The 13,028-nt window shown below is 71.4% G+C and carries 9 protein-coding genes, 1 tRNA gene, 1 other RNA gene and 1 pseudogene; 6 read left to right on the forward strand and 6 right to left on the reverse strand.

Translation table 11 applies throughout. The annotated features are described in order from the left end of the window. Window positions 1-46: 46 nt before the first annotated feature. The 4 genes from M5362_RS29320 to ffs all read right to left on the reverse strand — a co-directional run bounded on the left by M5362_RS29320 (window position 47) and on the right by ffs (window position 5,995). Entirely contained in the window at window positions 47-1,978 is a 1,932-nt protein-coding gene (locus M5362_RS29320) for a hypothetical protein (protein ID WP_260230837.1), read from the reverse strand. A gap of 217 nt (window positions 1,979-2,195) precedes the next feature. Further along, window positions 2,196-3,494 carry a phosphoribosylamine--glycine ligase gene (gene purD, locus M5362_RS29325; protein ID WP_260230838.1) on the reverse strand — a complete coding sequence of 433 codons (1,299 nt, stop codon included), beginning with the start codon at window positions 3,492-3,494 and terminating at the stop codon, window positions 2,196-2,198. Window positions 3,495-3,555: 61 nt separating this feature from the next. Beyond that, window positions 3,556-5,751 (reverse strand): DNA polymerase III subunit gamma and tau, encoded by a 2,196-nt coding sequence (locus tag M5362_RS29330; protein ID WP_260230839.1) that lies wholly within the window; start codon window positions 5,749-5,751, stop codon window positions 3,556-3,558. Between the two features lie 145 nt (window positions 5,752-5,896). Then, window positions 5,897-5,995: signal recognition particle sRNA small type (gene ffs, locus M5362_RS29335), an RNA gene on the reverse strand. 118 nt (window positions 5,996-6,113) lie between these two features. On the opposite strand from ffs, the gene M5362_RS29340 reads away from it, so the two are divergent. Then, window positions 6,114-6,201: transfer RNA gene (locus M5362_RS29340), tRNA-Ser, on the forward strand. 81 nt (window positions 6,202-6,282) lie between these two features. Here the strand turns inward: M5362_RS29340 and M5362_RS29345 are convergent. Continuing rightward, window positions 6,283-6,777: pseudogene (locus M5362_RS29345) on the reverse strand (tyrosine-type recombinase/integrase); the annotation flags it as partial. A gap of 135 nt (window positions 6,778-6,912) precedes the next feature. On the opposite strand from M5362_RS29345, the gene M5362_RS29350 reads away from it, so the two are divergent. Then, window positions 6,913-7,464 (forward strand): hypothetical protein, encoded by a 552-nt coding sequence (locus M5362_RS29350; protein WP_308354920.1) that lies wholly within the window; start codon window positions 6,913-6,915, stop codon window positions 7,462-7,464. 69 nt (window positions 7,465-7,533) lie between these two features. Here M5362_RS29350 and M5362_RS29355 read toward each other — a convergent pair whose 3' ends face one another. Then, a complete protein-coding gene (locus M5362_RS29355; protein ID WP_260230840.1) occupies window positions 7,534-7,965 on the reverse strand; it encodes a hypothetical protein in 432 nt (143 codons plus the stop codon). An 832-nt stretch (window positions 7,966-8,797) separates the two neighbouring features. On the opposite strand from M5362_RS29355, the gene M5362_RS29360 reads away from it, so the two are divergent. The 4 genes from M5362_RS29360 to M5362_RS29375 all read left to right on the forward strand — a co-directional run bounded on the left by M5362_RS29360 (window position 8,798) and on the right by M5362_RS29375 (window position 12,961). After that, complete coding sequence (locus M5362_RS29360; RefSeq protein ID WP_260230841.1) at window positions 8,798-8,947, forward strand: hypothetical protein; 150 nt, start codon at window positions 8,798-8,800, stop codon at window positions 8,945-8,947. A gap of 637 nt (window positions 8,948-9,584) precedes the next feature. Next, window positions 9,585-9,998, forward strand: coding sequence for a hypothetical protein (locus M5362_RS29365; RefSeq protein ID WP_260230842.1), 414 nt, complete (start codon window positions 9,585-9,587; stop codon window positions 9,996-9,998). A gap of 33 nt (window positions 9,999-10,031) precedes the next feature. Beyond that, on the forward strand, window positions 10,032-10,691 hold the full coding sequence (locus tag M5362_RS29370) for an ABC transporter ATP-binding protein (protein WP_260230843.1): 660 nt from the start codon (window positions 10,032-10,034) through the stop codon (window positions 10,689-10,691). Further along, window positions 10,688-12,961: an FtsX-like permease family protein gene (locus M5362_RS29375; protein ID WP_260230844.1), complete on the forward strand. Its 2,274-nt coding sequence runs from the start codon at window positions 10,688-10,690 to the stop codon at window positions 12,959-12,961. The genes M5362_RS29370 and M5362_RS29375 overlap by 4 nt, the downstream gene beginning before the upstream one ends. Window positions 12,962-13,028 lie beyond the last annotated feature (67 nt).

Raw genomic sequence — 13,028 nt, forward strand, 5'->3', positions numbered from 1 at the left:
CGCGAATTGACGTGAACGGAAGGCGAGCTTCCGGGGCCGTCGCGGCCTACACGAGGCGGACGGGCTTCTCGGGGCGTACGCCGGTCTCGGTGAGCCAGGCGCTCAGGGGCTCGGGGTCGCCGTCCTCGACGAGGGCGAGGACGCGGGCGGCGAGGTCGGTGTTCCGCACGCCGCCGACGAGGAGCGCGGGCCCGTCGAGCCAGTCGAGGCCGGGGGCGGCGCCTGCGGTGTCCACGGCGGCGCAGCAGACCATCGCCGTCACGTGGTCGGCGAGCAGGTCCCGCCCGGTCCGGGGCGGCGCGAGCGGGAAGAGCGGCAGCGAGTCGCCGCCGAGAGCCTCCGGTGCGGCGTGCGGCGTGGGCGCCGGCGCGGCGGGCGCGGCGGCCTCCTCGCGCGCGACCCGGGCGGTGAGAGCGGCGGCGAGGGTGTCGGCGGCGGGATTCGAGGCGGGAAGCTCAAGGACGTCGAGCTCGGCGAGGTCGGACAGGTCGACGAGGCCGTCGAGGCTGTCCGGGGCCTGGGGGCCGGCGGCGAGGTCGTCGGGGGCCTGGGGGCCGGCCGGGACGGGCTCGGGGGTCCCGGAGAGTTCGGGGGTGGCCGGTGCGGGCTCGGGGGCCTCCCGATCGGCCGCGACGGGCTCACGGAGCTCGGGGGTGGCCGGAGCCGGGTCCGGGGCCGGGTGGGTCGAGAGGTGGGTCATCACGCGGGTCAGCGTCGGGCCTTCGGCGGGACCGCCCGCCCGGCCCGCACCGGGGCCGGGGCGCACGGTCGGGCCTGCCGGGAGGACGCCCAGTTCGTCGAGGACCTGGTGGAGGCGGGCCGCGTCGCTGCGCCACTTCCGGTCCACGACCTCCTCCGGATACTGGCTCCAGTCCACCGGGGACCAGTCCGGGCCGACCTCCGCCGGACCGCCGTGGAAGAGCCGGGCGGCGAGCAGCGAGGCGGCCTCGTCGACGGCGCCGGGCTCTTCGAGCAGGTCGCAGGCCGGGCGCTCGCCGAGCCGGGTGGTGAAGCCCTTGGCAAGGCGGTCGCGGCGGGAGAGCTCGGTGAGGGCCGCCACCACGCCCACGTCGAGGCTCGAAGGCCAGCGGCCCATCCGCCACGCGGGCAGCGCGACACGGGTGAGCAGCCGGTCCCAGCCCGCGTAGGCGAGGCCGACCTGCTCCTGGGCGACGATCCGGATCCCGTAGTCCACAGCCTGTGCACGCTCGGAGCCCGCCACCGCGACGCCCCGCTCCATCTCGGCGGCGTGGCCGCGGCAGAGGAGCAGCAGGACCCGGGCGACCCGCCCGATCGCGTGCGCGCCGAGCCTGCCGACCGGGCCGAGCCCGGGCGTACGGGGAGCGGCGACGGCGGCGTCGAGCCCCTGGACGAAGCGGCGGGCCGCGGCTATGTCCGGGTGCGCCGCCGGAGCCGTACCGGCGACGACGGGGGCCAGGACCGCGCGCAGTTCGCCGACGCGCATCCACCACAGGAACGGCGAGCCTATGACCAGGACCGGCGCGTCGGTGGAGCGCCGCAGTCCCGGCGTACGACCGGGGCCGTGCGCCGGATGCGTACGGTCCTCGAGCCAGCTGTCGCAGTCCGGCGTCAGGGCTATCGCGGAGGGCGCGGGCACGCCGAGCCGGTCGGCCAGGTCCCGCACCATCCGGTACAGGTCGGGGGCCGACCTCTCGGCGAGCTCGACGGTGGGGGTGACGGCGGGCCGCGAGCGCGCGATCACCAGGGCGACGGCCGCCGCGGCGAGCAGGACGACCACCGCGAGCGCGGTCGTGAGCCCGCGGGCGGTGTCCCAGCCGGCCCCGGTCATGTGACCGGTGACCCCGCCCGCGTACAGGATCACGGCCGCCGCGGCCGGAAGCACGGCGACGCCCAGCGCCCTGCCGCGGACCCGGAGCACGCCGAGGGCGCGGGTGCGCGCGGCGCGCGCGCCCATCTCCTCGCCGGGAACCGATCCGGTACCGGACACGCCGTACATCACCCCCTCCTGCCCTCGTCGGGACTGCCTGTGGCGGTGTAGCTCACTCCCCCACTGTGGCACCCGCCACTGACATCGCAATGCCGGTGGGCCAAGTGCCGGAACGCCTGCGCCGCACCCTAGTTGGGGCTTCGGCAGGCGTCATCCGGATGGCTCAGCCGTCACTCGATGGAATGGCTTTGGGTAAAGGTGATGACGGTTCGGGGCGGTTAGAGGTTCACTCCCCCGCGGCCTTGCGCGCGATGTCCGTACGGTGCTGCGATCCGTCCAGACGGATGCGGCCGACCGCCTGGTACGCCCGCTCGCGCGCCTGCGCCAGGTCCTTTCCGGTCGCGGTGACCGACAGGACGCGGCCGCCGGCGCTCACGATCGCGTGGCCGTCCCGCTTGGTTCCGGCGTGCAGGACGTACGCGTGCGGGGCATCCTGCGCCGCGACCTCGTCCAGGCCCTCGATCGGGTCGCCCGTGCGCGGGGTCGCCGGGTAGTTGTGGGAGGCGACGACCACGGTCACGGCCGCGTCGTCGCGCCAGTTCAGCGGCGGTTCGTTGTCGAGGGTGCCGTTGGCGGCGTTCAGCAGGACGCTCGCCAGCGGGGTCCGCAGCCGGGCCAGGACGACCTGGGTCTCCGGGTCGCCGAAGCGGGCGTTGAACTCGATGACCCGGACGCCACGGCTGGTGATCGCCAGACCCGCGTACAGCAGGCCCTGGAACGGGGTGCCACGGCGGCGCAGCTCGTCGACCGTCGGCTGGAGGACGGTGTCCATGACCTCGTCGACCAGCTTGGGGTCGGCCCAGGGCAGCGGGGAGTACGCGCCCATGCCACCGGTGTTCGGACCCTCGTCGCCGTCGAGCGCGCGCTTGAAGTCCTGCGCGGGGGTGAGGGGGACCACGGTGACGCCGTCGGTGATCGCGAAGAGGGAGACCTCGGGGCCGTCGAGGTACTCCTCGATGACGGCCCGCCCGTCGTCCGCCACCGCCCCGGAACGGGTCGCTTCGCGACGCTGTGACACGCAGGCGAGCGCGTGCGCGCGGGCTTCGGCGAGGTCGCCGGTGACCACGACGCCCTTGCCTGCCGCGAGGCCGTCGTCCTTCACGACGTAGGGAGCACCGAAGGCGTCGAGCGCCTCGTCGATCTCCTCGGGGGTGGTGCAGACGTAGCTGCGGGCGGTCGGGACGTTGGCCCCGGCCATGACGTCCTTGGCGAACGCCTTGGAGCCCTCCAGCTGCGCCGCCTGCTCGGACGGGCCGAAGCAGGGGATGCCGACCGCGCGGACGGCGTCGGCGACACCCGCGACGAGCGGGGCCTCCGGGCCGACGACGACCAGGTCCGCCTGGAGGCGGGCGGCCAGCCGTGCGACGGCGTCGCCGTCCAGCTGGTCGACGGGGTGCAGCTCGGCGACCTCCGCGATTCCGGCGTTGCCGGGCGCGCAGTGCAGAGCGGTGACGTCGGGATCGAGGGAGAGAGAGCGGCACAGGGCGTGTTCGCGGGCGCCGCCGCCGATGACGAGGACCTTCACGCCAGCCAGGGTAGCCCGCGTGGCGGGATGCCCCTTGTGCGGGCCACCGAGCGAGACGTCCCTACTCGTTCGTGTATTCCTCCACAACCGTGGCTCCGAGCTCGCGCACGATCAGGTCGTGGCCGGAGAGGGCGGAGTCGACGAGGTCCGGATCGTCCTCCTCCGGCACGTCGTCCTCGGGCGCCACGGGCGGCGGCGCGTGGTGCACGGGCGCGGCGGGCTGCTGCGCGGAAGTCTGCTGGACGGGCGGGGAGGCAGGGTTCTGGTGGCCCCGACCCGGCTGCGTCTGCTGCCCCTGCGGGCTTTGATGCCCCTGCTGCCCCTGCTGCCCTTGCTGCCCTTGCTGGCTCTGCTGGCCTTGCTGACTCTGCTGGTTCGGCTGTGACGGGGCCCACTGCTGGGGGGCGGGCGGGCGGCCGCCGCCGAAGCCGGTCGCGGCGGGCGGCGGGGTGGCGCCGCCCGAGGGGTCGATGATCGCCTCGATCTTCCACTGCACGTTGAACTGGTCGGCCAGGACCTGGCGCAGGACGTCCTCGCTGCCGCTGCTCGCGAAGTTGTCGCGGGCACCGGCGTTCAGGAAGCCGAGCTGGACGGTGGTGCCGTCGAACCCGGCGATCTGGGCGTTCTGGCTGAGCAGGATCCAGGTGAAGCGGCGCCGGTTCTTGACGGCGTCGAGGATCGACGGCCACATGTTCCGCACCTGGGCGGCGCCCTGGGCCATGTCGCCGGCGGGGGCGGCCGGTGCCGGGGCGGCGGCGGCCTGCGGCACGGGGGCGGCCGCCTGGGGCGCGGGGGCGGAGGCGGCGCCCGGCCAGGCTCCGGGGGCGGGTGCCGCGGGGGCGCCGGGCGTCGCGGCCCCGGGCCAGGCCCCGGGGCGCGGCGCGCTCTCCGGCTGCGCGGGCTGCTGTACGGGGGTGGGCTGCTGTACAGGGGTGGGCTGCTGCACGGGGGCAGGCTGCTGTACGGGGGTGGGCGCGGGAGCCTGCGGGGCCGGGGCGGGCGGGGGCGGGGCCATCGGCGTGTGGGCCTCGGGCCCGGGCACGTACCCCATGGCGGGCGCGGGCGAGCCGCCGGAGAAGACGGCCGCGGGGGCGGTCGCGGGGGCGCGCTCGAGCCGCTCGATCCGGGCCTGGAGCGACCGCTCGTCGTCGAAGGCGGCGGGCAGCAGCACACGCGCGCAGATCAGCTCCAGCTGCAGCCGGGGCGAGGTGGCCCCGCGCATCTCGGTCAGTCCCGAGTTGACGAGGTCGGCCGCCCGGCTGAGCTCGGCGGCGCCGAACACGGACGCCTGCGCCTGCATGCGCTCCACGACGTCCACGGGAGCGTCGATGAGCCCCTTCTCGGCGGCGTCCGGCACGGCGGCGAGGATCACGAGGTCGCGCAGCCGCTCCAGAAGGTCGGCGACGAAGCGCCGGGGATCGTTGCCGCCCTCGATGACCCGGTCCACGACCTCGAAGGCCGCTCCGCCGTCACCGGCGGCGAAGGCGTCCACGACCGAGTCGAGCAGGGACCCGTCCGTGTACCCGAGAAGAGAGGTCGCCATGGCGTATGTCACACCGTCGTCGGCGGCGCCGGCCAGCAGCTGGTCCATCACGGACATCGAGTCACGCACGGACCCGGCACCGGCGCGCACGACGAGCGGCAGCACACCGTCCGCGACGGGGATGCCCTCCCGCCCGCAGACCTCGCCCAGGTACTCCCGCAGAGTGCCGGGCGGCACGAGACGGAAGGGGTAGTGGTGCGTCCGGGAGCGGATGGTCCCGATGACCTTCTCGGGCTCCGTCGTGGCGAAGATGAACTTGAGGTGCTCCGGCGGCTCCTCGACCACCTTCAGCAGGGCGTTGAAGCCCGCCGAGGTGACCATGTGCGCCTCGTCGATGATGTAGATCTTGTACCGGCTGGAGGCGGGCCCGAAGAATGCCTTTTCCCGCAGGTCACGGGCGTCGTCCACACCACCGTGGGAGGCGGCGTCGATCTCGATGACGTCGATCGAACCCGGCCCGTTCCGCGCCAGGTCACGGCAGGACTGGCACTCACCGCAGGGCGTGGGAGTGGGACCCTGCTCACAGTTCAGACAGCGGGCGAGAATGCGCGCGCTGGTCGTCTTGCCGCAGCCACGGGGTCCGCTGAACAGGTACGCGTGATTGACCCGGTTGTTCCGCAGGGCCTGCTGCAACGGGTCGGTGACATGCTCCTGCCCGATGACCTCGGCGAAGGACTCGGGGCGGTAGCGGCGGTACAGCGCGAGAGACGACACGTATACGAGGTTATAGGCGCGCACCGACAACCCGGGCACGACGGAAGCTGAGGAGGCTGGGGGCTGGGGACCTGGGGCCTGGGGGCCTGGGGCGCGGGGACCTGGGGCGCGGCAGCGGCGCTGGGTTCCAGCGGCGGCCCCCGGAAACGCAAGCGCCCCCCACGCACCCGCCAGAGCCAACCTACCCTTGCTGCCTTCCGGCCCTGGGGGAGTTCAGTCAGATAGCGCCACGTGAGGGGCTCCGCCAAGGGTACCTGATCCCAGGGGCCCCACGGTCCCCCCATCCGCTCGCGGTCCGATCACGGGAAGCTCGTGTGGATCACGTTCGCGAGCACCCCTCAACGTCTTGTATTGTTTGCGGCGGAGGATTCGCCTAGTGGCCTAGGGCGCACGCTTGGAAAGCGTGTTGGGGGCAACCCCTCACGAGTTCGAATCTCGTATCCTCCGCCAGTGCCTCACCGGGCACGATGTCGAAGGGCCCCACCGTTCGCGGTGGGGCCCTTCTTCGTTCCTCAGACCTCGTTGTCCTGAGTCTTTGTCCACAGCGGTTGCTTCCGGGGCTCCCCAGATGGCATCAGCGATCTTCCGAGCCACGTCCTTCAGCATGGCGTCCGGCACGTGGAGATACCGCGCCCGCATCCGGGAGGACGTACCGGGCTCCCACCCCATGATCTGGTCGATGACGCGGTCCGGGACGCCGAGCAGCATGAGTACGGTTGCGGCCGTGTGCCGGGCAGCGTGCAGACGCGCGTCACGCACCTTCGCGTCGCCCAGCAGCTTCTTCCAGTCGTGGAAGTCCGTGTTCGGGCTGAGCGGGCCACCGAGCGGCTTGGTGAACACGTAGTCCGAGGCGGTCCACAGGTTTCCCGCCGCCGCCCGCTCCAGGGCTTGTGCCTCCCTGTGGGCACGGAGCATCACGACCAACGGCCCGGGCAGCGGCACGGCGCGGCGGCCCGCCCGTGACTTGGTGTACTTGGTCTCCCGCCGTACCTGCTCGCGCTTGGGGCAGTAGCCGGCCCACGCACCCGGAGCATGACCGCTTGTCGCTTGTCGTCCCCACCCCCAGGAAGAGCCCTGGGTGGCTTGCTGAGAGCAGGAACCGACGGGCCGGACTACGCCCGCCGCTGGGACTCAGTCCGCATCGCCTGCATGCACGACCGCATGCCCACTGCGGAGACGCCTCCCGCAACGGCCGGCACCTCGGGCGGGCTGAACCTGTCCGCCCTCCGCACCGAGCAGCCTCCCGCGGTCGAATCCGAAGCGGACGCGCTCGCACGGCAGTTCCGCGAGCAGATCGACGCCCAGTTCGCCACCACCCCCGAACGGGACAGAGTCGGTGGTGAGCAGCCGCCGGCGGCGGACGGGCTGAACCTGTGCGCGCTCCGCGACGAGGACAACGCCGCGCGCACCGCCGCGCTCGCCCTGTTCCTCGCCTCCGGGCCGGACGGGACCGGGGCCTCCGCCATCGCGCGGGCCCTCGCCGACGCGCACGGCACCTCCCGGCAGACGGTCGTCGTGTGGCTCAAGACGTGGACCGACGACGGCACCGCCGTCCGCATCGGAACCGGCACCAAAGCCCGCTACGTCCACCACCGCTCTGGTCGTCCGGCCGTCGGATGCGAGCGCCGATGCGTCCGCGCCAACACCTGTCGTGCGGTTCTCTGTACGGCGGCACTGGGCTTCTCGGCGTGGGCGCCGGTCGAGTCCTGCTGACAGCAGGCACACGCCTTTCGCCCCGCCGGCCAGCCGCCACGGCGCCAGTTCACCCGCAACGGAACGGAACTACATCTTCTGACAAGCGACTTTGGCGCCGTGGTAGGGGAAGGTGACAGTGTCGCCCTTCCACCCCACGCTCCACGGGGACAACTCTTCACTGCCGTCTTCGCCGAACTCCATACCCATGAGCTCGTCCACCTCGCCGGGCACGCCGTTCACCTGGTACGGGCCGTCGTCGCCCTTGACCTCAAGCTTGCCGCCGGACAGCGTCCACGTCCCGGAGCTGCCATCGCCTCCGCCCTGGCTCACCTGGTACGTCCCGTCCCCGACAGTCACAGTCCCGGAGAACGCCAGACTCCCCTGGGAGATCGTGCAATCCCAGGTGCCCTTCGCCGCCTCCTCCAGGGACTTCCCCCCGGCACAGGCCACCACTGCGAGCGCCACCGGCACTCCCACCACTCCGACGGCCGTCCGCTTCGCCCAGCGCCTCATCGCCATTACCCTGCTCCCCCGTGTCATACGTTCCGCGTCTGCGGCGAGCCGAACACTACCCAAAGTTGATCAAGAATCGCCAAGCCGGCCTTGATGACCGATGAGACGAACAGGGCTGTCGTCAAACGTAGGTGAGCCCGGTCAAGGTCCATTGAGACGGGACAATCAGCCCGTGCTCGAGGGGACCGACGGACCGCGCGGGTTATCTGGCCAGACTGACCACGAGCGATGCTGCGTGGAGAGTGCCAGGCAGACAAGCCGCCATGACCTTGCACGATCCTGACGATGACCTGTCCGGCTGGGTGCCTGCGCGCGATCCGGGTGTTGCACCGCGAGTTCATCCCGGGGCTCCAGGACTTGGTAGGCGGTCAGCAGGCCGCGCAGGTGGTGTCCCGTCCCCGCAGACCCACTGCGGAAGTCGGGGCACCGGCTTGCTGAAGCACCGTGCACGGCCTATCAGGCGTCGAAATCAGGGCCCAGGAACGACCCTGCGGACAGTTGGAGAGCGAGTTGGGGACAACCCCACACGAGTTCGAATCTCGTATCCTCCGCCAGTGCCCCACCGGGCACGATGTCGAAGGGCCCCACCGCTTGCGGTGGGGCCCTTCTTCGTGCGTGGTTGCAGTTCCCGCCTACCGCCCGCCGCCGAGCCCGGGTCAAAGTGGGAGCGCCGGACCGGCCCCTCCAGGGGGCCACGACCCGTCCGGGCTGATCGACGCGACGGAGAAGACGTAGAGGTCCGACCTCGATTTTTACGCCCATGTCGCCACCCGTTGCGACGTGCTGGGAGCCGGTATCGGCGGCCAACCCGTCGAGTGGGAGGCGACGCGGTACCGCGGTGCCCGAGTCCGGCGCGAGGATCCTCGTCGCCGGCGACCCCGATCCCTACGGATACAGCGTGGTGGATCCGAACGACACCATCGAACCGCAGCCAGGTGACGTCCGGACCATCAGCCTGTCCCCGGCCTGGTGGTCGGCGCTGAACTGAGGTCAGCACGATCCTGAACCCTCATTCGCCCTCGTCCGGGCGGGGGCATCCCGACGGTCCTGCACGCGCGGCAGTACGGGATGGCGTTCCGTCCGTAGCGCCGCAGCAACTGGCCACAGCCGGCGGGCATCCCAGCGCGGTTCCGGGACCGTCGGTAGGGGCGCCTTCTCGTCGATCAGCTCCTGCCACGGCGCGCGGTCGTCGGACGAGACCCACATGCGCCGGCCGGCGCGGCCGCTCCCTCGGCTGGGCACGTACGTAGACCGGGACGCCCGCTCCCGTCGCGCAAGGCCGGCTTCCTCTCCGGGAGGCACAGCGCGGGCACGAAGACGCACCGCCGATTGGCCATGGGAACCTCGCCCGCCCGACTCCGACAGGCAATCGCGTTTCCCCGGCCGCGGGACGGCGCCCGGCTCGCGCCGTCACACCGGTGATCACTCCTAGCGGTGGCGGCGTTGACGGGCTGAGTCCGGTTCCTCGGCATTTTTGCGGCCGGTCGATGGTCCGACTCGTGTGGTGATGTCACCGGTTCGAGGGGTCCGTGACGGCAGAGACGTTCCGCCCGGACATGCACTCCGTGATCGCTGCAACACTCTCCGCAACGCCCGTTTAGGGGTGCTCTCAAGTTGGAGGAAGCATGCGGAAGTTGATGACGGTGGCTGTGGCGATGGGGTTGTTCCTGGGCGGGGCGGGGGCTGCCGCGGCCGATTCATGGCGCCACCCAGGCGCCCTCACGACCACTGGTGCGTGGTTCACGGACTGGTCCTACACCTGGGAGCCAAGGGGCAGGAACCACGGCGGCTTCCACTTCAAGGGCGACCTCGTCGACAGGAAGCCCGAGGACGGGCACAACGTGTACGTGCAGGCCAAGGTCGAGGGCTACAGCTGGAACCGTTTCAACGGCACGCAGAAAAGGACCGTCGCTCTGGACAAGGTGGTCTACGACGGCGCGGCCCAATACACGCGCACTGCGGACATTCGCGTCTGTCGCGATCGAGGGTCCCTGCGGCCTGACAACTGCTCGCACCTCAAGTCGTACCAGCGCTCGTAGTCGCCAGCCACTGCACCCAGGAGTCGCACCACTATGAACGCCATTCTCCGCGCCGAGGGCGTGGATCTCTTCTACGGGACGCACCAAGCGGTCAGCGGTGCGGACTTCTCGCTGAGGCGCGGGGAGGTGACGGCCATCATGGGGAGCAGTGGCTCCGGAAAGTCGTCGCTGCTGTACTGCCTGGCCGGGGTGCTGGCCCCGACGAACGGCACCGTCTCGTTCGACGGAACCAAGTTCTCGGCACTCACCGACGACGAACTGAGCACCCTGCGGCGAGAACGGTTCGGATTCGTCTTCCAGTACGGGGAGTTGTTGCCCGAGTTGACGGTCGAGGAGAACGCCGCGCTTCCGTTGCGTCTCGCCGGCCAGCGCAAGGCGCCCGCTCACGAGGCCGCCGGGGAGGTTCTCGGGCGGCTCGGGATGACCGAGCTCCTGCAACGGAGAACCTCCCAGCTCTCCGGCGGACAGAGCCAGCGGGTCGCCGTCGCCCGGGCTCTCGTCCACCGGCCGGACGTGGTGTTCGCCGATGAGCCGACCGGCGCGCTCGACAGCGTCAATGCCTCTGCCGTACTGGAGGAGTTCCTGCGGCTCGCACGGGATCAAGGCACCGCCGTGGTCGTCGTCACGCACGACGTTGCGGTGGCCGAGCACGCCGACAGCCGGTACACGATGACCGACGGGCTCCTGAAATGAACCCTTTCCTGCTCGGGATGCGGCTGTTGTGGCGTGGCGGACGCAGGAGCCAAGTCCGCTTCATGTTGATGACGTTCGGCTGCGCGCTCGGGGTCGCCTGTCTGGCCGCTGTTCTCACCATTCCGGCCATCCTCGCCGCCCACGACAATCGAGCCGCCGCTCGCAGTCCGCAGGTGGTGCTCGAAGCGGAACATCCGCCGGCGCCGTCCAACACCTTCGTCATGGCCCCGCTTGTGGACTCGTACGGATCCCAGCCGCTCCGCCGGGTCTTCGTCGCCCGACCGCCTTCCGGTCCGACCCCGCTCCCTCCTGGCGTGGATCACCTTCCTGCACCCGGCGAGGTGCTCCTGTCACCCCGGCTACGGGACGAACTGGCGCAGCGTCCCGCCCTGGCAGGGCTGCTGCCCGGGAGGGTGACCGGGACGATCGGGCCGGCGGGCCTGACCGGACCGGACGAGCTCTTCGCATACGTCGGCAGCACACGGGATCACCTGCATGAGGCCCGAGAGGTGGATTACTACGGCGGGAGGTGGCCGCCGTACACGGTGGTGGATTCGTCCACCCTCGACATCCTTCGGTTCACGCTCGCCTGCGTCGTCCTACTGCCACTCGCCGTCTTCCTCTCGGTGTGCGCCCGGCTCTCCGCCGAATCCCGCGCCCGCAGGCTCGCGGCGCTGCGGCTCGTAGGTATGAGTGTCAAGGACACCCTGCGGGTCAACGCCGGTGAGACGGTGTCGGCTGCCTTCCTAGGCGCGCTGCTCGGTGTGGGAGGCTATCTCGTCTTCAACGAGGTCATGGCGAGGGTCGGCCTGCCTGGTCTCCATTGGTACCCCGCCGACGGGCGCCCCGAGGCCACCACGCTCGCCGCCTGCCTGATCCTCTGCCCGGCCCTCGCCTGGTTCGTCGGACGGCACAGCGCCCGCGCAGCCGCCCTTACCCCGCTCAACGTCAGACGCACCGCGGAACCCAAGCTGCCCCGGATGTACGGAACGCTGCTCCTGCTCCCCGGGCTCGGGGTCATCGGCGGCTACTGCACGCTCAGTGTGCTGGGGAAGGATCCGTCCGGTGGCTCCGCCAACTCCCTTCTCGTTCCCGGCGCTGTCCTGCTCACTGGAGCAGGTCTGGTTCTCGGGCTGCCGCCGATCACGATGTGGCTCGCGCGACGGCTCGCAGGCGTGACGCGGTCCCTCCCACTAGCGCTCGCGATGCGCCGTGCCGAAGTAGAGCCGGGTGCTTCCATGCGCGTGGTCACCGGGCTCGTGCTCCTGATCTTCGCCACCTCTCTGACCCAGGGGGTGCTGGTCGAGCTCGACCAGGTCAGTCGGCGTACGGCACCGGTTCAGGAGTACAACTTGGCCCGCGAGGAACTCACGGCGGAGCAGGCCAACGGAATGATCGGAGCCGAAGGCGTACGGGCCCACGCGGCCACCCTTTCCTCCTGGGTACCCCCCGACGGCTTCCGCCAGCCTTCGCTGCGCGCCGTGGTCGCCACCTGTGCCCAGCTGAAGTCTTTCGTCGAGTGGTCGAGTGGCTGCGTCGACGGACAGGTTCTCCGACTGCGCGATGCGACGCTCTCGACGAACGAGCACGCGCAGCCCGGCCTCAGCTTCCCGTTCCACATCAAGAGCCGGGTAGTCAGAGTCACCGTCCCCAGGAAACAGGTGAGCGTAACGACGTTCGACCCCTCGGCCTTTGGGGCAGACGTACTGATCCCCCCTTCCCTCATCCCCGCTGACGAGCTCCCGGCTCACTCCACGCTCGTACTCCTCAGCTCTGCGGATCCCGAGGCCATCCGCACCACGCTCGACGCCATCGGCACCATCGCCCCTCTCGCCGACGTCGAGCCCGTCGGCATCGTTGTCGACTCCCTTGCTCAACTCATCGTCATCCGTAGCCTCCTCGCCGCCGGCATGGTTCTGGGGCTCGTCATCAGCGTTGCCGCCTTCGTCGTGTCCGTTGCCGATCGGGCCATGGAGCGGCGTGGGCAGGTTGCCGCGCTCGCTCTGCTCGGGGCCAGGGCCGCGACCCTGCGGGGGGTGCAGTGTGCGCAGGTCGTTCTGCCGCTTGCCCTCGGGCTCGGGGCCGCCGTCGTCACCGGGTGGTTGGCCGAGTCGAGTTATCTGATCACCGGGGGCGGAGCCGTTCACTGGGACTGGAGTGGTTTGCCGTTGTTGCTCGTCTGCTGTCTCGGCGTGCTGATCGCCGCCGCGCTCGCCTCGCTGCCCCTCGTACAGCGCCACATCGATCCCGAGCACATCCGGCGCGATTGACCGGCGGCCCCCTCGACCGGGGCCCGGGCCCCCGCCGATCGGGCCCGGGCCCCTCCTCGCCCGACTG

The sequence above is a fragment of the Streptomyces sp. Je 1-79 genome (assembly GCF_025195125.1).
Classification (GTDB): domain Bacteria; phylum Actinomycetota; class Actinomycetes; order Streptomycetales; family Streptomycetaceae; genus Streptomyces.